The organism is Mesobacillus jeotgali, from assembly GCF_031759225.1.
Lineage (GTDB): Bacteria > Bacillota > Bacilli > Bacillales > Cytobacillaceae > Mesobacillus > Mesobacillus jeotgali_B.
Genome location: NZ_CP134494.1, coordinates 3,165,930 through 3,189,525 on the forward strand (window position 1 = coordinate 3,165,930; position 23,596 = coordinate 3,189,525).

At 42.6% G+C, this 23,596-nt stretch carries 23 protein-coding genes, 1 tRNA gene, 2 pseudogenes and 1 riboswitch; of the genes and pseudogenes, 6 read left to right on the forward strand and 20 right to left on the reverse strand.

Features of this window, described 5'->3' with window-relative positions:
• Positions 1-85 precede the first annotated feature (85 nt).
• The 6 genes and pseudogenes from splB to RH061_RS16000 form a co-directional block, all read right to left on the reverse strand.
• Positions 86-1,111 (reverse strand): spore photoproduct lyase, encoded by a 1,026-nt coding sequence (gene splB, locus RH061_RS15975; protein ID WP_311071626.1) that lies wholly within the window; start codon positions 1,109-1,111, stop codon positions 86-88.
• A gap of 116 nt (positions 1,112-1,227) precedes the next feature.
• Complete coding sequence (locus tag RH061_RS15980) at positions 1,228-2,238, reverse strand: DUF1646 family protein (protein WP_311071627.1); 1,011 nt, start codon at positions 2,236-2,238, stop codon at positions 1,228-1,230.
• Positions 2,239-2,400: 162 nt separating this feature from the next.
• Positions 2,401-3,519 (reverse strand): annotated as a pseudogene (locus RH061_RS15985) (vitamin B12-dependent ribonucleotide reductase); the annotation flags it as partial.
• A 59-nt stretch (positions 3,520-3,578) separates the two neighbouring features.
• Positions 3,579-4,514 carry a PDDEXK family nuclease gene (locus RH061_RS15990; RefSeq protein WP_311071628.1) on the reverse strand — a complete coding sequence of 312 codons (936 nt, stop codon included), beginning with the start codon at positions 4,512-4,514 and terminating at the stop codon, positions 3,579-3,581.
• A gap of 191 nt (positions 4,515-4,705) precedes the next feature.
• A pseudogene (locus tag RH061_RS15995) lies at positions 4,706-6,145 on the reverse strand (vitamin B12-dependent ribonucleotide reductase); the annotation flags it as partial.
• A gap of 352 nt (positions 6,146-6,497) precedes the next feature.
• Positions 6,498-7,334, reverse strand: coding sequence for a lipoate--protein ligase family protein (locus tag RH061_RS16000; RefSeq protein ID WP_311071629.1), 837 nt, complete (start codon positions 7,332-7,334; stop codon positions 6,498-6,500).
• Between the two features lie 234 nt (positions 7,335-7,568).
• Between RH061_RS16000 and RH061_RS16005 the strand changes: the two genes are divergently transcribed.
• Complete coding sequence (locus RH061_RS16005) at positions 7,569-7,889, forward strand: rhodanese-like domain-containing protein (protein ID WP_311076427.1); 321 nt, start codon at positions 7,569-7,571, stop codon at positions 7,887-7,889.
• Between the two features lie 1,044 nt (positions 7,890-8,933).
• Here the strand turns inward: RH061_RS16005 and gcvPB are convergent.
• The 3 genes from gcvPB to gcvT are packed head-to-tail and all read right to left on the reverse strand — an operon-like array spanning position 8,934 to position 12,865.
• Entirely contained in the window at positions 8,934-10,397 is a 1,464-nt protein-coding gene (gene gcvPB / locus RH061_RS16010; RefSeq protein WP_311071632.1) for an aminomethyl-transferring glycine dehydrogenase subunit GcvPB, read from the reverse strand.
• Positions 10,390-11,736: an aminomethyl-transferring glycine dehydrogenase subunit GcvPA gene (gene gcvPA, locus RH061_RS16015; protein WP_311071633.1), complete on the reverse strand. Its 1,347-nt coding sequence runs from the start codon at positions 11,734-11,736 to the stop codon at positions 10,390-10,392. Before gcvPA ends, gcvPB begins: the two co-directional genes overlap by 8 nt.
• 22 nt (positions 11,737-11,758) lie before the next feature.
• Positions 11,759-12,865 carry a glycine cleavage system aminomethyltransferase GcvT gene (gene gcvT, locus RH061_RS16020; protein ID WP_311071635.1) on the reverse strand — a complete coding sequence of 369 codons (1,107 nt, stop codon included), beginning with the start codon at positions 12,863-12,865 and terminating at the stop codon, positions 11,759-11,761.
• 201 nt (positions 12,866-13,066) lie between these two features.
• Positions 13,067-13,155, reverse strand: a riboswitch (glycine riboswitch).
• A 174-nt stretch (positions 13,156-13,329) separates the two neighbouring features.
• On the opposite strand from gcvT, the gene RH061_RS16025 reads away from it, so the two are divergent.
• Together RH061_RS16025 and RH061_RS16030 are read left to right on the forward strand one after the other, a co-directional pair.
• Positions 13,330-15,018, forward strand: coding sequence for a DEAD/DEAH box helicase (locus tag RH061_RS16025; RefSeq protein WP_311071637.1), 1,689 nt, complete (start codon positions 13,330-13,332; stop codon positions 15,016-15,018).
• Positions 14,996-15,784, forward strand: coding sequence for a YqhG family protein (locus RH061_RS16030; RefSeq protein ID WP_311071639.1), 789 nt, complete (start codon positions 14,996-14,998; stop codon positions 15,782-15,784). Before RH061_RS16025 ends, RH061_RS16030 begins: the two co-directional genes overlap by 23 nt.
• Positions 15,785-15,836: 52 nt before the next feature.
• On the opposite strand, the gene RH061_RS16035 is transcribed toward RH061_RS16030, so the two are convergent.
• From RH061_RS16035 to comGA, 9 genes are read right to left on the reverse strand one after another with little or no spacing between them, the layout of a single operon-like run.
• Positions 15,837-16,019: a YqzE family protein gene (locus RH061_RS16035; protein ID WP_311071641.1), complete on the reverse strand. Its 183-nt coding sequence runs from the start codon at positions 16,017-16,019 to the stop codon at positions 15,837-15,839.
• Positions 16,020-16,060: 41 nt separating this feature from the next.
• Complete coding sequence (locus tag RH061_RS16040; protein WP_311071642.1) at positions 16,061-16,561, reverse strand: shikimate kinase; 501 nt, start codon at positions 16,559-16,561, stop codon at positions 16,061-16,063.
• 16 nt (positions 16,562-16,577) lie between these two features.
• The gene (gene comGG / locus RH061_RS16045; RefSeq protein WP_311071644.1) at positions 16,578-16,889 is read right to left on the reverse strand and encodes a competence type IV pilus minor pilin ComGG; all 312 of its coding nucleotides are present in this window, start codon (positions 16,887-16,889) and stop codon (positions 16,578-16,580) included.
• A gap of 59 nt (positions 16,890-16,948) precedes the next feature.
• Positions 16,949-17,494, reverse strand: a complete 546-nt coding sequence (gene comGF, locus RH061_RS16050) for a competence type IV pilus minor pilin ComGF (RefSeq protein ID WP_311071646.1) — start codon at positions 17,492-17,494, stop codon at positions 16,949-16,951.
• Positions 17,376-17,711, reverse strand: a complete 336-nt coding sequence (locus tag RH061_RS16055) for a hypothetical protein (protein WP_311071647.1) — start codon at positions 17,709-17,711, stop codon at positions 17,376-17,378. The genes comGF and RH061_RS16055 overlap by 119 nt, the downstream gene beginning before the upstream one ends.
• Positions 17,695-18,111: a competence type IV pilus minor pilin ComGD gene (gene comGD, locus RH061_RS16060; RefSeq protein ID WP_311071648.1), complete on the reverse strand. Its 417-nt coding sequence runs from the start codon at positions 18,109-18,111 to the stop codon at positions 17,695-17,697. Before comGD ends, RH061_RS16055 begins: the two co-directional genes overlap by 17 nt.
• 20 nt (positions 18,112-18,131) lie before the next feature.
• Complete coding sequence (gene comGC / locus RH061_RS16065; protein WP_311076428.1) at positions 18,132-18,458, reverse strand: competence type IV pilus major pilin ComGC; 327 nt, start codon at positions 18,456-18,458, stop codon at positions 18,132-18,134.
• Positions 18,459-18,497: 39 nt separating this feature from the next.
• Positions 18,498-19,529 (reverse strand): competence type IV pilus assembly protein ComGB, encoded by a 1,032-nt coding sequence (gene comGB, locus RH061_RS16070; protein WP_311071650.1) that lies wholly within the window; start codon positions 19,527-19,529, stop codon positions 18,498-18,500.
• Entirely contained in the window at positions 19,516-20,592 is a 1,077-nt protein-coding gene (gene comGA / locus RH061_RS16075) for a competence type IV pilus ATPase ComGA (RefSeq protein WP_311071652.1), read from the reverse strand. Before comGA ends, comGB begins: the two co-directional genes overlap by 14 nt.
• A gap of 135 nt (positions 20,593-20,727) precedes the next feature.
• On the opposite strand from comGA, the gene RH061_RS16080 reads away from it, so the two are divergent.
• A tRNA-Gln gene (locus RH061_RS16080) sits at positions 20,728-20,799 on the forward strand.
• A gap of 35 nt (positions 20,800-20,834) precedes the next feature.
• Here RH061_RS16080 and RH061_RS16085 read toward each other — a convergent pair.
• Complete coding sequence (locus tag RH061_RS16085; RefSeq protein ID WP_311071654.1) at positions 20,835-21,188, reverse strand: Spx/MgsR family RNA polymerase-binding regulatory protein; 354 nt, start codon at positions 21,186-21,188, stop codon at positions 20,835-20,837.
• 193 nt (positions 21,189-21,381) lie between these two features.
• Between RH061_RS16085 and RH061_RS16090 the strand changes: the two genes are divergently transcribed.
• Together RH061_RS16090 and RH061_RS16095 are read left to right on the forward strand one after the other, a co-directional pair.
• Positions 21,382-22,083: a helix-turn-helix transcriptional regulator gene (locus RH061_RS16090; protein WP_311071656.1), complete on the forward strand. Its 702-nt coding sequence runs from the start codon at positions 21,382-21,384 to the stop codon at positions 22,081-22,083.
• A 79-nt stretch (positions 22,084-22,162) separates the two neighbouring features.
• On the forward strand, positions 22,163-22,408 hold the full coding sequence (locus RH061_RS16095; protein ID WP_023627332.1) for a DUF2626 domain-containing protein: 246 nt from the start codon (positions 22,163-22,165) through the stop codon (positions 22,406-22,408).
• A gap of 67 nt (positions 22,409-22,475) precedes the next feature.
• Here the strand turns inward: RH061_RS16095 and RH061_RS16100 are convergent, their stop codons facing one another.
• On the reverse strand, positions 22,476-23,567 hold the full coding sequence (locus RH061_RS16100) for a class I SAM-dependent methyltransferase (protein ID WP_311071662.1): 1,092 nt from the start codon (positions 23,565-23,567) through the stop codon (positions 22,476-22,478).
• Positions 23,568-23,596 lie beyond the last annotated feature (29 nt).

The following is a 23,596-nucleotide window of genomic DNA, read 5'->3' on the forward strand; positions in this document are numbered from 1 at the left end:
CACTCCCGTCGATGTAATCCCATCTTTACATCTTTAAGCGCTTCATTTGTAAAATAGTACGGCGTACAAGTAAAAAAATGTGTGGTTATGTGAAATATTGAATCTCTGCTTCCGGAAAAAACGAATGGATATATCCGCGGATCGTTTCTTCTAGGTCCTTTGCTTCGTCCTTCTGGTAGACGTACTTACCGATGCCATAACGTCCCCATTTATATTTTCGCTTCTCTTCATCCATTTCAAGCTTGGACTTAGGATATCTTTTTTGGATCACATTTTTAGCCGGCTTCGTAAAACGGTGCTGAATGAGCTCGAAGCTTAAGCCAGTCAGGTCGATTCCTTCAAGGGAATGGCTCAGTCTCTCAAATAGTTCGTGATAGCCTTCCCTCCATCCTTCATGGATATAAATTGGCGCAACGATGAAGCCAAGCTGGTACCCGGCCTTTGCCACCTTCCTGGCCGCCTCCAGCCTCTCATCAAAGGATGACGTGCCTGGTTCAAAGTTCTTGATCACGTAACGGGCATTGACGCTGAATCGGAATCTGGTTTTGCCGTTATGCTTTGCATCAAGCAGGTGATCGACATGATGATACTTTGTCACAAACCTTAATTGACCATATTCCGACTCCCCAAAAAATTCTATTGTTTTCTTTAAGGCGTGGGTTAAATGGTCAATCCCGACAATATCAGATGTACAGGCGGCTTCGAACCTGGTGATTTCCGGTTTTCTTTCATCCATGTATTTTTGGGCCTGGTCGAAGATTTCATCAAGATTCACATACGTGCGGATATAAGGCTTGCTGCCAAGTGTCGTTTGCAGATAACAATAATGGCAATGCCCCATGCACCCTGTTGCAAGCGGGATGGCATATTCGGCAGACGGCTTGGAAGTATCGAATTTTAACGTCTTCCTGATACCTACAACAAGTGTCGATTTCGCATTCCGGTACTGCTGGAGTTCATTGTCACCTGGGATGCCGCGGACCTGGTTATGCGAAGTCGTCTCCCTGATTTCCAAACCCATTTTCTCGAACTTTTCCTTCAGTTCACGTCCCAGCGGATATTCCAAAGCCCTCGGCTCAATGTAAACAAGCTGTGGTACAAAAGCTTTCATAAGTCATTTCCTCATTTCATTCCAAAAGTCAGTATTGTTAGTATGGGCAGAAATGAAAAAAGAGGATGGAAAAAATTTTTCCATCCTTCTTATTCAAAAAACAATCAGAGAACCAGTTAGAGAAAAAACAGGATAATATTATAAATGAGCATGGTGGCCAGACCGACTGGAACCCCAAATGCTGCCCATTCCCTGCTGGTAATATCTAGTTTACCCGCCGCGATGATATTTGGAATATTCCCTGGAATCAACATTCCACCGCTTATGATCAGTCCAAGCAAAACCGCCTTGGTTGTTCCAGTATCCATCGCTGGACTGATTTCAGCTGCAGCAAGTGTTGCATTATCCAGTATTGCTGAAATCATGTTAATCCAATATAAAAAAGCGGGTGAAAGGCCAATAACATATGTTTTGATAAGAGGCTCAAATCCATGTCCAAGAAATGTAAGACCCATTACAAAAAGATAGATTTTCAAGGATCTTTCAGCAATTTCCCCATAAGACTCGGGTTGACTGACAGTATGCAAACCTTTTTCCCCTCCCATAGGTCGTACCAGGAGAATGGACATTGCGCCAAAAATAATTATTGCAGGAAGGACTTCTTTCCCTATCAATTCGAGCAAATAAATGAAGTCCTTGTCCAGTTTGCTTATTGTAATTGTTGCTAATGGCTCACCAATCGGTGTTAAGGCAGCCCCAAGCCCGATCGAGAAACATGCCAATACGGTAAAACGCACTTCAGATTTCCGATCAAGTGGCAGGACCTTGATAATCATAACCAGTATAATTGCAGCAATGATGGCAGTTATGATACTTGAGGCCAAGCCAAGCAAAACAACCGTCAAACCGAAGAAAATTCTAGGAGTCAATACTCTGCTGCCCCAAAGAATCGATTTCTCCAATTTCACCTTAAACCACTTAGCGAGTAGTCCGGCTAAAAATACCGCAAGCGTAATATTGATAGGATCGGTTAACGCTTGCTCAATCAGCTGACGATCCATCACGCCGCTTATTGTTGCTGCCGCGAGTCCCATCGTAAATAAAAACATCTCAAGATTGTGTTCTATCGTTTTTATAGTAAAAGGCAAAAATAAAACTAACAGTAATATCACAATCAGCCCTAACATCTCTACCCCCAGCCATTTCTAATTGGTTTACTATATAATAGGGACAATCCAAAAATTTAGAACAACGAATTTTTTTATTTCGTGAGGATCGGCATGAAGCAGGTATTATTTAGCCATAACAATAGCCACGGCCTAAGCCGTGGCTAAACTATTAGTCTTATTTTATAAACCACACTTTAATTGTGCATTACAGTTTGTGCATGTATTGCAGCCGCCGATTTCTTTTACTTCACCTTTGCGGCAGACCGGGCATGTATTGCCGACTTCAGAGCCGATCGTTACGTTGGTGGAACGCAATTCATTGATGGTATCGACAAGGACAACATGCTGCTTTTGCTTTTCTTTCTTGTCGATTTCCTCCTCCATCGTGTTTTCTTCCGCTTTTAGCGTCAGTACTTGAGAATCGCGGGAGCCGTCAACATAAACAGTACCGCCCTTCGCGCCGCCTTTATACAAACGCTCATATACCTTTTCAACCTGCTCCACACTATAGCCCTTCGGCGCATTGACAGTCTTGCTGATCGAGCTGTCAATCCAGCGCTGGATGACACATTGAACATCAGCATGTGCTTCAGGCGCCAATTCCATAGCTGATACAAACCAATTCGGCAGGTTCTCAGGATCAGCATCCGGATTGCGGTCAAGATATTCCTGAACGATATCAGCTTTCACTTCGATGAACTTGCCAAGACGGCCACTGCGGAAGTAAGAGAAGCTGAAGTATGGCTCAAGGCCTGTTGAAACGCCAACCATTGTACCAGTCGATCCCGTGGGAGCAACAGTCAGCAAGTGTGAGTTGCGAATCCCGTTTTCAAGGATCGATTCGCGGATATCTTCAGGCATTTTCTTCATGAAACCGGTGTTCGTGAATGCCTGGCGAAGTCTGTTTGTTTCTTCTTCTGTACCACCTTGAAGGAATGGGAAGCTCCCTTTTTCCTTACCAAGTTCAACAGATGCACGGTAAGCAGACGTCGCAATTGTTTCAAATACTTTATCAACAAGCTGGTTTCCTTCTTCAGAACCGTATTCTGTTTCACAGTAGATCAGAAGATCGTGCAGTCCCATCACTCCAAGACCGACACGGCGTTCACCCAATGCTTGTCTCTTGTTATCTTCAAGGAAGTATGGAGTCGCATCGATGACATTGTCCTGCATGCGCACGCCAACTTCTACAGTACGCTTCAATTTTTCAAAGTTTACTGTCTTTGTATCCTTGTCCGCCATTTCTGCAAGGTTTACAGCAGCGAGGTTGCAGACAGAATTTGGTGCGAGAGGCTGTTCCATTTTGTTATCCTAAAGGCTTTTTATCCCTTAGTTCTAACGGTTCGTTTCCCGTTAGTTCAGCATATCTTTTCATTACAAACATTTTTCATAAATAATAGGAGCTCTTTTCTTCCTCGATCTTCTCCAAAAACAGCTTTAGAAATGACTCTTAAATCTTTAACTCCAAATGAACTTTCAATTTGGTCAATCATGCTACTAATTGTAGTACTAACCTTATTTAAAGGAGTACTTAAAACTAAACTTGAATTAGCAATTGACCAATCAACAATGAATTGCTTTATATCCTCATGAAGAACCTTTCTCTTGTTAACATACACTTTAGTTGCATTTTGAATCGCACTTCTTCCAGCACATACTTTATTACAAAACTTCTTAGGGGAACTTACAAGGGTTATAAACTCGGAGTTGCAAATCAAGCATTTTCTTTTTTCCCTCGGAGTTTTAATCTTGCCTTTTTGTGAAAGACCTGACCTTTTTAGTCCATCTAACATTCTTTGTTTTGCTTGGCTATTAGAATTCCATAATTGCTTTGTATGCTCCCCGATCTTTCTCTTAGTAGCTGGAGAATGTTTTATATTAAAGTGCCCATTCAATGACCCTGATAACGATTTGTTAATAGTAGTATCTTTTGACCTAATCCATTTCGTTATAACAGAGTTTAAAGTGAAAGGTAAGTACTCATATAAGTTTAAAAGTTCTTCATAGGAAATCAATTCATTATCTATTCCATGTAGAGTTTTTATTCTTTCTAAAGCCATCTTAGCGCTTTTCTTAGCTTCTTTATTCCGAGATTTTATTTCAACAATCTTTAACAAAGAGCCGTTTTGATCGAAAATGAAAAAATCAGGTTTATAAATCTTATATCCAATATCAAAGGTTTTAGCTTCATAATTCCAATTCACCTTTTGATAGTCCAGATATATGGCATATGCATACTCATAGGAACTTCTTAAATAGAAACCTTTATAGTAGCCTGCATAGCCTCTATTCATAAAAACCTCTCCATTATTTTTAGTGTTGTAATGTTGCGGCCTCGTGGATGGATTATATTCTGCTATCGCAGGTTCACCATCTATGCGTTGCCCCTGACCTTGCTTTTACACAGAGCCTTCGGTTCGGATTCCCATCTCAGGGTTCCCGCTTCATTCCGCAATTTTTAACGTGAGGCAAACTAAGCTGCTCTACCACACGGGTTTGTCGCTACAACCTTCTGTCCATACGCTTGTGCGTTTGTCATGTCATTGGCATTGTCGATGAAGAAGATGCCTGGTTCAGCTGAGTATGTCGCACAGATATTGATCAGGTTCCATAGTTCTTTTGCTTTAATTTTTCTATAGGTGCGCACTTTATATCCGAGCTTTTCCCACTCGCGGACGTCACCGATCTTATGCCATTCTTCGTTATAAACCTTCATTGTCTCTGCATCATAGCTTTCCACATCAGGGAAGCGAAGGTCATAATCAGCATCATTTTCAACTGCGTCCATGAAATCCTTTGTCAGGGTGACTGAAATATTCGCACCTGTAAGGAATTCTGAGTTGTGGACGGTATATGTTCCGCCTGTTGCAAGCTTTTCTTCAGCCGCTTTGATAATATCTGCGCTGAATCCACCGTAACCCGGGATGCTCTTATAGTTAACGATTCCCTGGTACATTGCTTCTTCCTGCAATGTTAGAGGAGTGAATTTCAACTTTTCCTTCGCCATTTTTTTGATTGAGTCATCATTTGTGTTTTCAATCAGGAAGCGAAGGATCCTTGGGTTTTGCATTTTTGAAATGATGAATTCTACAATGTCAGGATGCCAGTCACTAAGCATGATCATCTGTGCACCACGTCTTGACCCGCCCTGCTCAACTAAATGAGTCAGCTTAGCAATGTCATCAAGCCATGAGACCGAACCGGATGATTTCCCGTTTACGCCCTTGGCAAGTGTGTTGCGCGGTCTTAGCGTCGAACCGTTCGTTCCTACTCCGCCGCCGCGGCTCATGATTTCCATGACCTGTTTCCGGTGTTCGGAAATCCCTTCGCGTGAATCTTTTACGAATGGCATGACATAACAGTTGAAGTAAGTAACATCTGTTTCAGCGCCTGCTCCGTAAAGAACACGGCCTGCCGGGATGAAGTTCATGGATACTAGTTCCTGGTAGAACTTCTCGAACCACTCCTGGCGCTTTTCCTCTGTTTTTTCAACAGCCGCAAGCCCTGTCGCATTTCGTTTCGCAATTTGCTCATAGAATACTTCCAGCGGCTTTTCAATAACGTCCAGTGAACGTTTGATAACCCCGGTCGAAGCTTCTTCAGGATCATCTAGCACCCCGCGGAATTCTTCGTCCACAAGCACTTTAGCAGTTTTATTCTCCCAATCAATATCTTGTATGAATCCAAGTCCACGGGCCGGGAATTTAGGATCCTCTTTGATCGTGAGAACGACGAAATCACCATTTGATAGAGTAATTTTTTCAGTGTCTTTAAAAGTATAGCGGTCCAGCATAACTAATCTGGAAACGCCTTTGTGGGTAAGTTTCATGTCAGAGGTAATCGGGTGAACCTGCGGGAACAGCTTAATATCCTTGTTCAGGCTTTCTACATCCAGGCTCATTTTTTGTCCAATAGTTACAGACATTTCTACAACTCCTTCTAAGGTTATATCTTTTCTCTAATGTCTTACTAGAAGTATGTAATTCTAGCTGCATTGTTGAATTACCCTTACGTTATCATATCGAAACATCAAAAATCAATATATAGTGTATTTTTTATTTTCGACAACACTATATATGGTGTTCAGGTCAAAAGATAATGATTTTGTCAAACATGAAAACTATTAAAAAATCGAGATATTAAGAGAGAAAGATAGAATATCTCCAGTTAATGATAAAAAACAACAAATTTCGAGGGTTGCACTTTTTATAAATCCTAAGGGCCTAGAAAATACTGGATAAAAACAAAAAAAGCGGGATATCCGCTTTTAAATATTTTTATCTTTTAAAATTCCACTCATCGGATTCGTACTTATTTTTGGCCAGCGCATTTACATAATCCAATTCTTCGTCACTTAAAGTATATGGCTCTAAAATAATGCCCAAGCCATCCTCAAAACCTTCTTTGAATGCTTTTTTCGCTTCTTCAAGGCCGATTTTGCGGCTGCTGATTTCATTGATTGCAACGGCTTTAGTCTTGAAGGCTCGCTGCATTCTTTCCTTCACCCTGTCATTCGGATACTTGAACAGGCTGAAAAGCTTATCCTCATCCAAATCAAGCAAAATGGATCCATGCTGAAGGATAACCCCTTTTTGCCGGGTCTGGGCGCTGCCTGCCACTTTACGCCCCTCTACAACAAGTTCATACCAGCTTGGAGCATCAAAACAAACTGCGGACCGCGGGTTTTTCAACGCTTCTTTATCAGCAGGTGTTTTTGGCACAGCGAAATAAGCTTCCAAACCTAACTTCTGGAACCCTTGTAAAATCCCTTCTGAAATCACCCTGTATGCTTCTGTAACTGTCTTTGGCATTTCTGGATGTTCTTCGGTTACGATTACGCTGTATGTAAGTTCATGTTCATGAAGCACGCCCCGTCCGCCAGTAGGTCGCCTTACAAAACCAAGACCGTGCTGCTTCACAGCTTCCATATCAATTTCTCTTTCAATCCTCTGGAAATAGCCAACTGAAAGTGTCGCCGGGTTCCATCCGTAAAAACGGACCACTGGAGGAATTTTTCCGGCACCATGCCATTCAAGCAAGGCCTCATCAAGCGCCATGTTAAAAGAAGGTGAACAGTCACCTGAATCAATGAATCCCCATACCTCTTTATCCATACAAAGTAACCCCATTTAAAAATAGTTTATGCTAAGATTTTTTTAGTCTAACAAAATAAATTTCAAAAGCAAAGCAAGATGATTTAAAGAAATTTACGAATTTCCTTTGCTCTCTGCCATGAAGGCTTATATAATTATAATTGGCTCAGCTAAGCTTGAAAGGAGAAATATGTTTTGGATACACTTATCTTTTTAATCGTCCTGACAGTTGCGGTAATTCTATACTCTGTGTTTATGTATTTCCGCCAGAAAAAAATTCTCAATACCCTGACAGAGGAAGAATTCAAAGCCGGTTATCGTAAGGCGCAATTGATTGATGTCCGTGAACCGAATGAATTTGCAGGTGGACACATCCTTGGTGCAAGAAATATCCCGCTTACCCAACTTAAAGCTCGCCTGAAGGAAATCAGGCCGGACAAGCCGGTCTACCTTTACTGCCAGAGCGGTTCCCGCAGCGGACGTGCTGCACAGCTGCTTTACAAAAAAGGCTATAAGGACCTGAATCATCTACAAGGCGGCTTCAAAAAATGGGGCGGCAAAGTCAAAGCTAAATAAGCAATCTTCCCATAAAAATTACCCCTCAGCAGGAATGCTGGGGGGTTAGCTTTTTTACTTTAGGAGATAATCAAACTAAATTCTTGCCGGATCACGCAAATTCCTCCTGGATTCGAATAAAATATCGGATTCCCATTTTAATTTTGTCTGAAGTCACACCAAGTTCAGACAAAAACTCAGCTTCCCCTTTTCATTTTGTCCGAAGTCACACCAGGTTCTGACATTATCCCGAATTCCCCTCTTCATTTTGTCCGAAGTCACAATAGGATCGGACAAAACCCAATATTTCACCTCCTAATTCTGGACGAAGTCACACCAGGTTCAGACAAAACCCAGGCTTTTCCACCTAATTTTGTACGAAGTAACACTAGGTTCGGACAATATCTCGACTGCTCCTCTTCATTTTGTCCGAAGTCACACCAGGTTCGGACAAAATCCCGAATTCCCCTCTTCATTTTGTCCGAAGTCACACCAAGTTGGAACAAAACCTCAGCTTCCCCTCTTCATTTTGTCTGAAGTCACACCAAGTTCGGACAATATCTCGGCTTCTCCTCTTCATTTTGTCCGAAGTCACAACAGGTTCGGACAAAACCCAGGCTTCTCCTCCTAATTTTGTCCGAAGTAACACTAGGTTCGGACAATATCTCGGATTCCCCTCTTCATTTTGTCCGAAGTCATACCAAGTTGGAACAAAACCTCAGCTTCCCCTCTTCATTTTGTCTGAAGTCACACCAGGTTCGGACAATATCTCGGCTTCTCCTCTTCATTTTGTCCGAAGTCACAACAGGTTCGGACAAAACCCAGGCTTCTCCTCCTAATTTTGTCCGAAGTAACACTAGGTTCGGACAATATCCCAGCTTCTCCTCCTAATTCTGTACGAAGTCACACCAAGTTCAGACAAAACCCCAGCTTCTCCTCCTAATTTTGTCCGAAGTCACACCAGGTTCAGACCAACACACAGCTTCTCCTCTTCAGAGGCCATACCTTGTTTTCAAATACAAAAAAAGTCCTGCCAATAACTAAACTGGCAGGACTCTTATCATACTATTCAGCTTTCTGGTAGCGTAAAACCGGTTTCCTTGCAGCTGTTGTTTCATCCAGACGGCCTATTACTGTAGAGTGTGGCGCTTCCTGGACGATTTCTGGATTCTCTTCTGCTTCTTTTGCGATCTGGATCATCGCGTCGATGAACGCATCGAGAGTTTCCTTGGATTCTGTTTCTGTTGGCTCGATCATGATCGCTTCTTCTACATTCAATGGGAAGTAGATGGTTGGCGGATGGTAGCCGAAATCTAGCAAGCGTTTTGCAATGTCCAATGTACGGACGCCAAGCTTCTTCTGGCGTTTGCCGCTGAGGACGAATTCGTGCTTGCAGTGTCTGTTGAATGGCAGATCATAGTACTCTGCAAGTCTTCTCATCATATAGTTCGCGTTCAGCACTGCATACTCAGTAACGGCTTTCAAGCCATCTGGACCCATTGTGCGGATATACGTGTATGCGCGGACATTGATGCCGAAGTTGCCGTAGAAAGGCTTAACCCTTCCGATTGACTGTGGACGGTCGTAATCGAACTTATAAACGCCATCCTGCTTCGTCACGATTGGCTTAGGCAAAAATGGAATCAAATCTGCTTTTACACCGACAGGGCCTGAACCTGGTCCGCCGCCGCCGTGAGGGCCTGTGAATGTCTTGTGCAGGTTCAAGTGAACCACATCAAAGCCCATGTCGCCAGGGCGTGCCTTGGACATAACAGCATTCAGGTTCGCTCCATCATAGTAAAGCTTTCCGCCTGCACCGTGGACAATCTCAGCCATCTCAAGAATGTTTTCTTCAAATAAGCCAAGTGTGTTCGGGTTAGTCAGCATCAATGCTGCTGTATCTTCGCCGACCACCTTCTTAAGGTCTTCTAAGTCAACCAGACCGTTTTCATCTGATTTTACAGTGATTGTTTCAAATCCAGCTACTGTTGCTGAAGCTGGGTTCGTTCCGTGAGCAGAGTCAGGAACGATTACTTTCGTACGGTTGTGATCGCCGTTTGCTTCATGATATGCACGGATCATCATCAAGCCCGTCCACTCACCATGTGCACCGGCTGCAGGCTGGAGGGTCACTTCATCCATACCAGTGATTTCAATCAGGTGTTCCTGCAGGTCGTACATCAATTCAAGAGCTCCCTGTACAGAGCTTTCATCCTGCAATGGGTGTAAATGGGCAAAGCCGTTGAAGCGCGCCACATTTTCATTCATCTTAGGATTGTATTTCATTGTGCAAGAGCCAAGCGGATAGAACCCTGAGTCTACACCGTGGTTGCGCTTCGATAATGCCGTGTAATGGCGCATGATATCAAGCTCGGAAGCCTCAGGAAGTTCCGGCTCCTCTTCACGGAGGAATCCTTTTGGTAAAAGCTCTGATAAATCAGCTTCTGGAACATCCATTTCCGGAAGGCTGTAGCCGACACGGCCTGGTGTACTTAATTCAAAAATGAGTGGCTGATCTTCCTTATGCATTGATATCCCCCATTTCCTTTACAAACGTATCGATTTCTTCTTTTGTTCTTAACTCTGTTACCGCAATAAGCATATGGTGTTCAAGATTGGAATCATCCCGGCCTAGATCATAACCACCGATGATGCCCTTCTTAAGCAGCTGTTGGTTCACTTCTTTTACAGGCTTATTCAGTTTCACGACGAATTCGTTAAAGATTGGCCCTTCGAATGCGATTTCAAAGCCATTCTCTTTAAATGCCTTTTTCGCATAATTTGCTTTTTGGATATTGGCAACAGCCATTTCACGAACGCCTTTTTTACCGAGGGCTGTCATTGCCACAGAGGCAGCAAGCGCATTCAAGGCCTGGTTGGAACAAATATTGGATGTCGCTTTATCGCGGCGGATATGCTGTTCCCTCGCCTGAAGAGTCAATACGAATCCGCGGCGGCCCTGGTCATCCTTCGTCTGTCCGACAAGTCTGCCCGGTACCTTTCTCATTAGCTTTCCTGAAACAGCGAAGTATCCGCAGTGCGGTCCGCCAAATGCTGTCGGAATTCCGAATGGCTGTGCGTCTCCCGTAACGATATCTGCACCGAACTTACCAGGAGGCGTCAATGCACCTAATGCAAGCGGGTTGCTGGATACGACGAACAATGATTTATTTTCATGTGCGATTTCTTCGATTTCTTTCATCGACTCGATGCCGCCAAAGAAGTTTGGATACTGGACAATAACAGCAGCAACTTCTTCACTTGCCATATTCTTCAGTGCTTCAAGGTCAGTAACGCCATCATTATGCGGTACTTCGACAACATCGATGTACTGGCCCTTTGCATAACTCCTGACTACATCCTTGTATTCAGGATGGACAGCACTTGAAATCAATACTTTCTTTCTTCTCGTATGTCCCGCACTAAGCATCGCAGCTTCAGCCAGTGCTGTGCCGCCGTCATACATAGAGGAGTTCGCTACTTCCATGCCAGTCAATTCACAGATCATCGTCTGGAATTCAAAGATTGCCTGAAGCTCTCCCTGAGAGATTTCCGGCTGATATGGTGTATAGGCAGTGTAAAACTCTGAGCGTGAAAGGACATGGTCAACGATCACCGGGATGTAATGGTCGTAGACACCTGCGCCGATAAATGAAGAATTCATTTTCAAATCGGCATTTTTTGCAGCCATCTGTGCAAGCTCTTTCATCAGTGCTGTTTCAGACTTGGCTGGTTTGATGTTGTATTCTCCGGCAAAACGGACTTTTTCAGGAATATCGCTGAACAATTCATCGATTGATGCGACGCCAATGCTTTCCAACATTGCGTTTTTATCACTTTCAGTCAGCGGTAAATAGCGATGCTTCATAACTTTTTCCCCTCTCCGGCTTTTACTTTTTATCTCTTTTATAAAAAGGTGTAGCAGAAACAGCAGCTTTTAAACGCTTGCCGCGGATTTCAACTTCCACTTCATTGCCTAACTCAGTTTCTTTTGTATCAATCAGTGCAAGCCCGATGTTCTTCTTGAGCGTCGGTGATTGCGTGCCTGTAGTGACTTCGCCAATCTGAGTGTCCCCTTTGTAAACTGGGTATCCATGGCGAGGAATCCCACGGTCGATCATTTCAATGCCGACAAGCTTTCTAGGAAGGCCATTTTCTTTTTGCTGCTTAAGCGCTTCTTTTCCGATAAAATCTGCTTCTTTATTCAGCTTTACTGCGAAGCCAATTCCAGCTTCAAGCGGGCTGATTTCTGATGAAAGCTCCTGGCCGTATAATGCCAGATTGGCTTCAAAGCGTAATGTATCCCTTGCACCAAGTCCGCATGGGATGACTCCCTCTTCTTTGCCTGCTTCAAGGATTTCCTTCCAGAGGCTTACAGCATCCCCGGCATCGCAATAGACCTCAAATCCATCTTCGCCTGTATATCCTGTTCGCGATACGAGCGCTTTCTTGCCATTCAGGTCCACTTCTTCACTGAACTTGAAGAAACCGATTGTGCTTAGGTCATGGTCCTTTGCAAGCTTTTGCAGGACTCCCTCAGCAAGCGGGCCCTGTAACGCAAGCTGCGCCATGCCTTCGGATAAATTCTCGATCTGCACATCCCCATCAAGGTGATCATTCATCCAATCGAAATCTTTTTCGATATTGGAGGCATTCACAACAAGGAGGTAATGCTCATCCTCGAGTTTATAAATCAATAAATCATCCACAGTGCCGCCTGTCTCATAACACATCGCTGTGTATTGGGCACCGCCATTTTTAAGCTTTGAAACATCATTCGTCATCATCTTTTGTAAATAGTCCAGACTATCGGGGCCTTTCACCTCAATTTCTCCCATGTGAGAAACATCGAACAGACCAGCTTTTGTCCTAACTGCTTCATGCTCTTCCTTGATGCTCGAAAACTGGACAGGAAGTTCCCAGCCTCCGAAATCAACCGTTTTTCCACCATTTTCCTTATACACTTCGAATAACGGTGTCCGTTTTAATTCAGTCATTATGTATCCCCCTTCGTCCTATAGCTAAAAATCAGTTTGCGACAACGTTTTAGTGAGTCAAAATACTCTGTCAATGGACCATAAAAAAGGACAGAGCACCCCCTCTGAATCTGAGAAGGTCTCTGTCCTTTCACCTGAAAGTTTACCTGTAAAGGCTTTCCCCTTTGGTGGCTCCCACTAAAAAAGCGCTCTCCAGAGATGCGTCAAACAAGAGTTCTTTTGCCTGAGAGATTCACAAAGTCTGCTTGCTCCTTCGGCGCTACTAAAGTAGTCTCTCCCCTTGTTGTCATCCGCATTTATATTATTTTCACAATTGGGCATGCTAGACGTTATTACACATGTCTGCAAACTGACTATTTAAGACTATAAAATGACAAATTTCAAAACATTCAAAAGCTAACTTCATCCTACCATTAGAAAGCTAATTTCGGCAATATATTTATACATTAAAAGAGGTGGATAAAATGACCGTGCAAATCAACTTTGATTCTTCCTGGCAGGACGAAATGGCTGAAAGAATTGATAATGACGGGCCCTGGGGAAATTGGGAGCTATACAAGCTTGCCGTGGAGATAGAAAAACATACCATCATACCAGAATTTGAAGGCCTTCAGGCACCAGCGCATCTTCCTGAACTCACTCCCCTGCCGCATCAGCTGGAAGTAGCGAAGCAGGTCGTTGAAAACATGAACGGAAAAGCAATACTGGCAGATGAAGTGGGTCTAGGGAAAACAATCGAGGCGGGGTTGATTCTGAAAGAATATATGATAAGAGGCCTTGTCAAAAAAGTATTGATTCTAGTTCCAGCTTCCCTTGTTTCACAATGGGCCATGGAGCTGAATACAAAATTCCATATCCCCGCCATTGCCCAGAAGAAAAGTTACGTATGGGAACAGTGTGATGTTGTTGTCTCATCAATCGACACAGCTAAACGAGCGCCTCACCGGGATATCATCAATAATTTAAATTATGACCTTATCATTATTGATGAAGCTCACAAGCTTAAAAATAATAAAACAAAAAACTATGAATTTGTCCAAAATCTCAAGAAAAGGTTTTGTCTGCTTCTGACTGCAACACCAATACAAAACCGGATCGAAGAAATTTTCAATCTTGTTTCACTTTTAAAACCCGGTCACTTAGGCAGTGAAACAGCCTTTTTTGATAAATATAAAAAGGACGCAAGGACAGTAAACGATGATGAACATCTCCGGGAACTGGTCAATAAAGTGATGATCCGCAACAGGCGGGCTGACACTGGAATCGAATGGACGAAGCGTCATGTCGAAACCATTCCTATTCAGTTCTCGGAACAAGAACGGGCACTTTACGACTCGATTCAGTCATTAAGAGGTTCTGAAAGCGGGCTCAGCTCAAGCCAATTCTCGTTAATGACACTTCAGCGGGAAGCTTGCAGCAGCAGGGAAGCCGTTTTCTATACACTCAGGAACATGCTTCAAAGACAGGAGAATCCATCAGTCGGTTTCCAAAACACCATCGCACAGCTAATCAAGCGTGTAGAGGCAGTAACAAAGAATTCCAAAGCTGAAAAAGCGCTGGAATTAATTCAGCAAATTAATGACAAGGTCATTATTTTTACCGAGTACAGGGCTACCCAGCTATATCTTCAATGGTTCCTTAAGCAAAATGGCATAACATCTGTGCCCTTTCGAGGTGGATTCAAACGAGGCAAGAAAGATTGGATGAGGGAGCTTTTCCAGAAGAATGTCCAGGTCCTGATTGCCACGGAAGCCGGTGGCGAAGGGATCAACCTGCAATTCTGCAGCCATATCATCAACTTTGATCTTCCGTGGAATCCGATGAGACTTGAGCAGAGGATCGGAAGGATTCACCGCCTCGGGCAGGAGAAGGATGTAAAAATTTATAATTTCGCGACAAAAGATACAGTCGAAGAACATGTATTGAAACTGCTATATGAAAAGATCAACTTGTTTGAAAAAGTCATCGGGGAACTGGATGACATCCTGACTAAATTGGAGTTTGGCAATATTGAAGATCATCTAACCGATATTTTTGGAAAGTCGGCTTCTGAAGGTGAGATTCGCATAAAGATGGAAAACCTGACATCGATGATTCAGTTCGCAGAGGAAATGAAGGAGGGAACTCAGCGTGCAGCAACAGGAAATTCATAATTTTCTCGAAAGATATTTTACCGCGAATAACTGTGAATTGGTTGAAAATAATAAAGGTTATATGACAGTGCAGCTGACGGTGGACCTTGACAAAGAGTTGATGAACCGACCGTTTTACTGGCATTATCTTGAGAAGACTGGCGGAGTCCCCAACCCAATGAAGCTGACCTTCATAACCAATAAACAGCAGGCGCCAGACGATATGAAAGGCGAGATCATCCATTTTGGCTCTCCTCGGCTTCATCAAATCTTTGCATCGACCAAAAACCTGGCCGGATATATCCGGTTATATCAAAATAACCAATTTCCTGTACAGACACCGCTTATCCCCTGGATAGGACTGAATATGAAAATATCCTATCAGTGCGACAGAAAGCGTGATGTTTTCCATTCAATCGGCCTTCAGTTGATCAACGGCAGGATGGTGGAAGACTTTCATGAGAAATTATTGAAGCTGCCGCTCAGTTCAAAAATACCGGACTACGCTTATACACTTTCTCCACTCATCAAGCCAAAAAGCGGCGTAAACAGAATCCAGTCATTTTTGAACACCAGGGTTGAACAAGAGGACCATACCTGGGCAGAAGACGCAAGAAAACGCTGGCAGAAGGATCTGGAGTTGCTCCATCATTTTTATGAAAATGAAGAAGAAGAGTCTGATAGCTATAAAACCGAAAAAGCCGCATTACAGGAGCAATATGAACCCAAAATTAATATCGAAATCGTCAATGGAGGATTATTTTACTTAACCGATAGTGCTTTATGATGAGTAGTCTCTAAAAAACAAACCCGGCTATGGTTTAAGCCGGGTTTACAAGTTATTTCTTTTTCTTTTTGATACTGGACATCAGCATAAATGGCAGGATGCCGAACCACCTGAACATAAAGGTTGCTTCTGCGTCTTTCTTTGCCTGCTTGATCTTCTGGCGTTCTTCTTTAGGCTGGTCAATATATTTTACAACAGTCTGGGTAAGGTACTTCACATAATCATTTGTTTTCATCGCTACACCATCCTTCGTACGTTAACAAGTATAACCATGAGTCACTTTTTCATACGCTGGATGATTTCATCGACAATCATTGAAACAGTTTTTCCCGAAGTATCAATTTCGATTTTTGCCGTCTCTTGATATAAAGGAAGCCTGCTTCTGTACAGTTCTTCCGCTGCTTCCATTTTGTTTTCGCTCAATAAAGGCCTGGTGTCGTCTCCCTTGAGCCTATCCATAATAGCGCCGAAATCTGCTTGCAGGAAGACAACATTCTTTTTTCCTTTTAAAAATCCCCTGTTCTTTTCTGACCCAATAATTCCGCCCCCGGTGGCCACAACGGCATCTGTTACCGGCATTGAGTGTAATACCTCTGACTCGAGACTACGAAATTGCTCTTCCCCTTTATGGAAGAAAATTTCATTAATTGTCATTCCAGCTCTCTTGACAATTTCCATATCCGTATCGTATACATCCACTTCCAGCTTTTTGGCCAATGCCTTTGATACAGTAGTTTTCCCTGAACCCATGAACCCAATCAGATAGATTGCTTCCATATCTTTTTATCACCTGTCATTTCTTTTCTCTCCATCTTATCATTGCTAAAGTATTCTTGTCATATTGCCCGATACCCAGAGCTTTCTCCCCTCCTTCGAGCTTAAGGTTAAAAATCACTTCTTCTTCGCTGCCTGATATATCCCGTTTTTGAAAGCTAACCTCTCCTAACTTATACTTCAATATACCTGTAGCAGGTAAAGAGCCATCGCTCCTCATGTTCTCCGTCTGTTTGACCGCGCAAAGCATATAGTACTCCTGCAGCTGGATCGTCTCTATTTCCTTCGCGAATTTTTTCCCAGCGACATAATTCTCTGTCAATATCAGCATAGAAAGTGACAGCAACAGTAAAAAAATCATCGTGAGTGGATAGACAAACCCTTTTTGATTTATGGTTCCACACCCCCAGTTGGATAAAATCGATGGACCCTGACACAGTAATCGGTACCTTCTAAATCCCTTGCTTTTATCTCTACGCCATCTGCTATTTTGCCAAAACTGAAGCTTGAAAGGTTTTGCATCAAGATTTCATGTCCCTGGTAATTCACCCTCCTGCGCATACTGTTAGCATATTTTTCATAAAGAATAATTTGCTCATCCACCTTCATCAGCAATTTGTCTGGCTGGACAGTCATTTGCTCTGCAGAACGGATTTCTCTTTTCACCTGGCTGCTGAAGACCTCCCACTCCATTTGTCTCTCCATACTCTCAGCAACACGTTGATCAAGGATGATTTTCATGCCTAAAGGCAGCATCGAGGCGATCAGTAAGAATAGAAGAACAGATAAAAGCATCTCAGCCATGGTAAAGCCCCGTTCATTCTGAAGAAGCACATTTTTTTTGCTGCTGATGAGCATTATCAACATATTGGATGCAAACCTCCCACGAGGAATCTCCCTCATTCTTTGTGACCTTGATATCATAGCGGTCACCATTCTGAATAAAATATTCTCTTCCCGAATATGTTCCATTAATTTTCAGATACATCAGTTCGTCATATAATAAATGGCCGGCTGCAACACTTTTTTCGGAGTCTATTGTCTGATTGACAACTTGTATGGCAATCGGCAGCAGAATGGCAGCACCCATGAAGAACGCGGCCAGTGACAGCAGCATCTCACTGAGAAAAAATCCATCATTCCTCGACAACATAAAATCTGCCCATTCCTATCTGAAACATCATCTTATATTTTTTCGACCCTGCAACGATATAAATAGACCCAAAACTATCGATATTCCCATCCGGCTTATATTGGAACATCAATTTCATCGTTCCTTTTTCCACGATGATATTAGGTGAGTAATGTCTTTTGGCCAAGTATGGCGCAGTATAATCCATTCCGCGGATATAGTAGTAATTATTTTCCGGCATGATATGAACCGTGATGGTCTCTTGGTGGGACATCGCGTATTGCTGGCCGTAGAGAAGGTCGGATTTCAATTGTGAAAAGAATAGCTCCTTTTCGAGCAAGTCTTTTTGAGGTGAAAACAGAAAAGCAGATGTGAGGGAGAGCATCAAGAAGGCTGATAGCACAATCAGCATTTCGACCATGGTAAAACCACCAGAATGGTTCATTGGCCGGTTGCATTGAACTCTTCTTCTGTAAGTACTGCACCTTCAGAAGTTATTACAAGTCCAGTTTTACCATCAGGACAAGTAGAGCCCGTGTTTTTTAGGTACTTGTCAGTTTGAAGCTGGTCAAAGGAAGGAATGGCATTGTTATCTATTTTGTACGCCTGCACCTGCGCCTCAACCATTTTAATATAGCCCTCGCACCCCTTTGAATTGATATTTGAACTATGTGTAGCGATATTCGGGACTGTAATAATTAGCAGAACAGAGATCACGAGCAAAACAATCATCATTTCTATCAAAGTGAAACCTTTCTGGTTTTTCATCATGTATTCTCCTTTATTTTTTCCGAATTATATAGATGCTTAAATCCCTTTCAACATCTGGAACATCGGCAGCAATATGGCGAGGTACAGTGAAACGACGAGCAAGCCTATGAAGCTATACAAAATCGGCTGCACTATCTTCATCGCTTTTTCCGATTTTTCTTCAAGTTCTTTCAGGCAATGCCTGCTGTAAAAATAAAGTTCCTGGTCGAGCTTTCCGTTCTCCTGCCCATGCTTAATAATCCTCGGCAGCTCCGCTTCAAAAAACAGATACTCTCCAACTGCTTTGTCAAAATCCTGGCCGGCAGCCAGTTTTGAAATCAAATCCCTCCCTATTTCCCTGGCAAAAGGTTCATGTATGTTTTGCTCAAACACCTTCAATGCCGCAAGCACGGAAAGGCCGCCAGAAAATAAATAGCTTAACTGGACGGAGAAATAGTGGGAGTACAGAAGCATGATAAATTTCCCGGCAACCGGAAGCCTGACAAGCATCATTTTTTGTTTCAATGGATGGATGTTTTTAAAGCTCGAGAAGTAGTATAAAACAAACAATGTGAGGAGGCTAAGAAGAATATAGAGCAAGTTTGGGAGAAAAGAGGCTGCTGCCCCGATGATTTTCATAAAGACATTCGGATCCAGGTTCATGTCTAAAAATAGTGAGTTGAATTTCGGAAGCAAGATCCTGTTGACGAAAAAGAATAGGCTGAATGTAAGCATCAAAAGCAGTAATGGATAAGCAGCAAGCCTTTTTAATCTTTGGTAGTCTGAGTCCCGCTTAATGACCATGTCACTGCCTTCGATCAGGGTGCGTGCTAGTCCCCCATGCTGTTCTGCAAAATAAACATAGCTGACAAGATCCCTTTTAAAATTCAATTCTTCCAGAATCAGATATAGTGGAAATCCTTCACGCAGCTTTTCAAGACTTTCCCTAACCTCGGCCTTTCTCTTCTTTTCCAGATAAAAAGTCATCGATTCAATCGCTTCAGCGAGAGAATAACCGCGCGACAGCAATTCGCCAGTCCTTTTGAGGAACCTGGCCTGTTCAGCGACAGGCCATTTACTCTCCATCATTGAGAACCCACCTCTGGTATTCGGACTCCTTGATGAACCCCAGTGCGATTCCTTTCCGGATCGCATCTTTAAGCGTCTTGTAGTGATAGCTTTGGCTCTCCCCCTTTGCTTCCTTCAGTACGGCAGATAAATCCTTCCCCGTCAGGATTTCGAAAACATTTCCTCTTTTTCCGCTTCCTGATGAATAGCAAAATGGCGAGCAAGTTCCTTCACAGTACGGACACGTCAATTCAACGAGCCTCTGTGCCGTTACTGCAATCAATGTCTGTTCAATCTCAAGCCAATTGATCCCGAATTCAATCAGCCTGTATATCGCTCCCCTTGCATCACGTGTATGCATAGTGGTCAGAACTAAATGACCTGTCAGCGAAGCCCTAATAGCCGTTTCGGCTGTCTCTTTATCCCGAATTTCCCCAACCATGATAATATCCGGATCATGCCGCAGAATAGCCTTCAAGCCGGCAGAATATGAAATGCCTGCCCGTTCATTGACCTGGACCTGCAGCACTGTGTCACTCGGTTTTTCAATCGGATCTTCTAGGGTGATTACATTGCGATTGACTAATTCCGAGGTTTCAGAAAGCATGGAATATAAGGTAGTCGTCTTACCACTTCCAGTAGGTCCAGTAAAAATGATCAAGCCATGTGCATGCTTTAAAAGGGAAATCAGTTTTTTTGATGTGGATGGGAATAATGAGATTTGGAAAGAAGGAGTTTGATTTTGCTCGGGAAGGAGTCGAATGACCATGCTTTCGCTCTGGTAGGCTGGGAGCGTGGAAATCCTTAAGCCAGTCTTCGTTTCTTCGAATTGATAAGTAAAAGCACCGCTTTGAGGACGTCTTTTTTCACCAATATCCATGGAAGCTGTGAATTTGAAGTGGGATATGAGCCGTTCACAATCTGCCTGCTCAAGCGTATACCGGGGGAGAAGCTGATTGCCTAGCCTGAATTTTATAAGTGTGTCTTTTTCACGGGGGATGATATGAATATCCGACGCGCCACTTCTTAGAGCATCTTTCAGGACATTGTCCGCTAGCTGTTCAATTGATTTGACAATAATCATGCACCACCTTTTTGGGTTATAGAAAAGGAATTCGCCACCCCCTCTTCTCTTCCTGCAAAAAATTAACCTTAAATATGTATAAATAGTGACAGTTCTATTTATAATAACTACCGTAACGTCAACAAGTCATATCAATGGGCTATAGCCAAGCGGTAAGGCAACGGACTTTGACTCCGTCATGCGTTGGTTCGAATCCAGCTAGCCCAGTTCGTAAAAAAACGGAAGCAGGCGCTTCCGTTTTTTTATTTAGCTATTTTTTTCAATGCATCTGGGTTAAAACCAACTATAAGCTTTTTCCCATCTGTCAAGATTGGTCGTCTAAGCAGCTTCGGTTCCTCAATGACAAGTTTGATGACCTCTGAAAGTGGCAGGTCTTCCATATCCATATCAAGTTTCTTATAAGTTTCTCCCCTTGTGGCGATCAGTTCATCCAAGCCTTCGGTCGTCAGTGATAAAATCTGCATTAATTCTTTTTTTGATGGAGTATCTTTGAACATATGACGTTCCTTGAATTTCACGCTGTTAGAGACCAGCCACTTTTTTGTTTTACGGCATGAAGTACAGCTTGGATATGAATAAAACGTCAGCTCTTCCATAAAGTTAACCTCCTGGCGAACAAAATTATCTTATATACATATTGTATAACTTTTGTATAACATTTGTATACTATTTTGTCATCATTTCGCCATTTAGTTGTGAACATTTTCTAAACATATGGTGTAAACAGTGTAAACCTTATTTTCCTCTGTATTATAATGAAGGCAAATTAGTGGTCTGAGGTGAACTAAGGTGGAGCAAACATTAAAAATCACAAGTGTCTTGTCTGATCCAACGCGTTATTATATTTATCAATACATTACAAAAAGGCATAAGGATGTAACTGTCCAGGAAATCGCAGATAATTTTGATATCCATCCAAATGTAGCTAGGCTGCATTTATCAAAACTTGAAGATGTCAACATGCTGATATCTGAAACGAAAAAGACTGGAAAGGGCGGCCGCCCAAGCAGGCTATACCGTCTATCAGATGAAGTGATCCAGCTGCACTTCCCATTCCGCGATTATCAGCTATTGTCCAAAATCGCAATGACAACCATGATGACGCTTGGGGAAGCTGGAAAAAAGGCATTGTACATGACAGGTAAACGCTTCGGTGAAGAACTGATGGATCAGGAACTTGCCCGCCATCCACAAATGTCGGCTGAAATGACTTTTGAACATAAGTTAAATTCGATCAAAAATGCTGCAACTCTTGCTGGTTTTTATCCTGAATTCGAACCTAACAGTGAAAAGACAAAGATTTACTTCCAGATCTTCAATTGCCCTTTCAAGGAAGTGGCAATGGAGCATACAGAAACAGTCTGCAATATGCACTATGAATTTTTACGCGGAATGTTCGAATCCCTCTTTGGCGAGATCGAATTGATCGAAAAAGAGAATATGTTCACAGGCTGTGACTCTTGTTCATATCAAGCAGTTATTGCACAATAATCAATCCTTGTTTACTTTTCACTCCACTTTACTTTATAATATGATAGTGATGGACTTGTAGGGTAAAGGAGGGATATCTTTGGATCGTATGTACAGAGTTTTAGGATTCTGGACGGGAATCTTTGCTGTCATGTTTTTCTTGGGTGACATGTATACGACGTCCTTGATTTTCTTTGGTCAAACTGGATTTTTCTTGTTATTAAGCTACTTGAAACTGTCTGAGCGTATGTACATTTACGTCTTCGGCGCATACTTAACGATTTTCTTTGCTGGATTTACTTACTGGTCAACATTTATGATGCCATTAGGTGGAACTGGGCATTGATCAATTGTTTCGTTCAAATAAAAAAAGCGATGGTTTCCATCGCTTTTTTTATTTACTTTCGCATATATTAAAATAGTTTCCCATCCAGGCCGCCCATTCCTTTAGCCTGCACGAGAACATGAAATGACTGGCTGATTCCGCCTGGCAGGATCAGGCTTCGGATAGCTCGATTGCGCTTGCTTGCTTCAGAAAAAGGATTAGGATCGTTGTGCTCGGCAAGCTCTTCTAATATCCCTGCAGCCATCAGGAATTCATCCTGTCTCGTTTTTTGCACAAAGCTCAGGCCGTATTTTTCACCAATGGATTTAAGTGCATCAAAATGCACATGGCTTGTAAGATCCATTTTCCCTGGATGCTGTAAAATATCATGATGCATCTGGTGCTGATAATACCCCCTCAAGCTACCATGCCTGCGCGATGGGTGCATCCATTCTTCTTTCGTATAACCATAGTCCACAGTCAACATAATTCCCTTTGTCAAATTCTCTGCGATCGATTTTATGAAAGGTTCATACGTAAGCGGTATCTCAATCCTTTGTCCCTCAGCCAATTGAATTCCCTGATCTTTTATAAATCTAAAAATTTCATCATTCATTACCGGGACCATGACCTCTTTAAGTTGTCCATTCTCATAGCTTACAAAAACTTCGTAGAGTACACTCTCACTTCTTTCGACAACATGGACTGGGAAAGCATCAAATAATTCATTTGAAAAAACCATCCCTTGCTTCATTCCTGTGTTTTCAAATGCCTCTCCATAAAGGATGTCCACATTTTCCAAGCCATTTAACTCTGCCGCTTGAAGCTTTCGATGATACGGACTTGCTTCCACAATCCAATAGCTAAGTGTTTCCTCATTCACTTCATTCCAGCCTTGAATGAATGCCCGGGCAAATCGCCCATTGCCAGCACCTATTTCACAAACAGAAGGCGGCAAGTCGAGGGATTTGAAGCTTTTCGCAAACCATTTCCCGATCAATTTCCCAAAAATGTCAGCTACATTGCTCGATGTATAAAAGTCCCCCTCTTTGCCTATTTTTTTGCGTTCCTTTATGTAATAGCCTTCTTCTGGATGATAAAGTGCAAGCTCCATATACTCAGCATAAGAGATCATTTTTTCCGGGGACGCTTCAATAAACTGTTTGATTATTTCTTTCATAATAACTCCTTGAAAAAAAGTTTTCACTA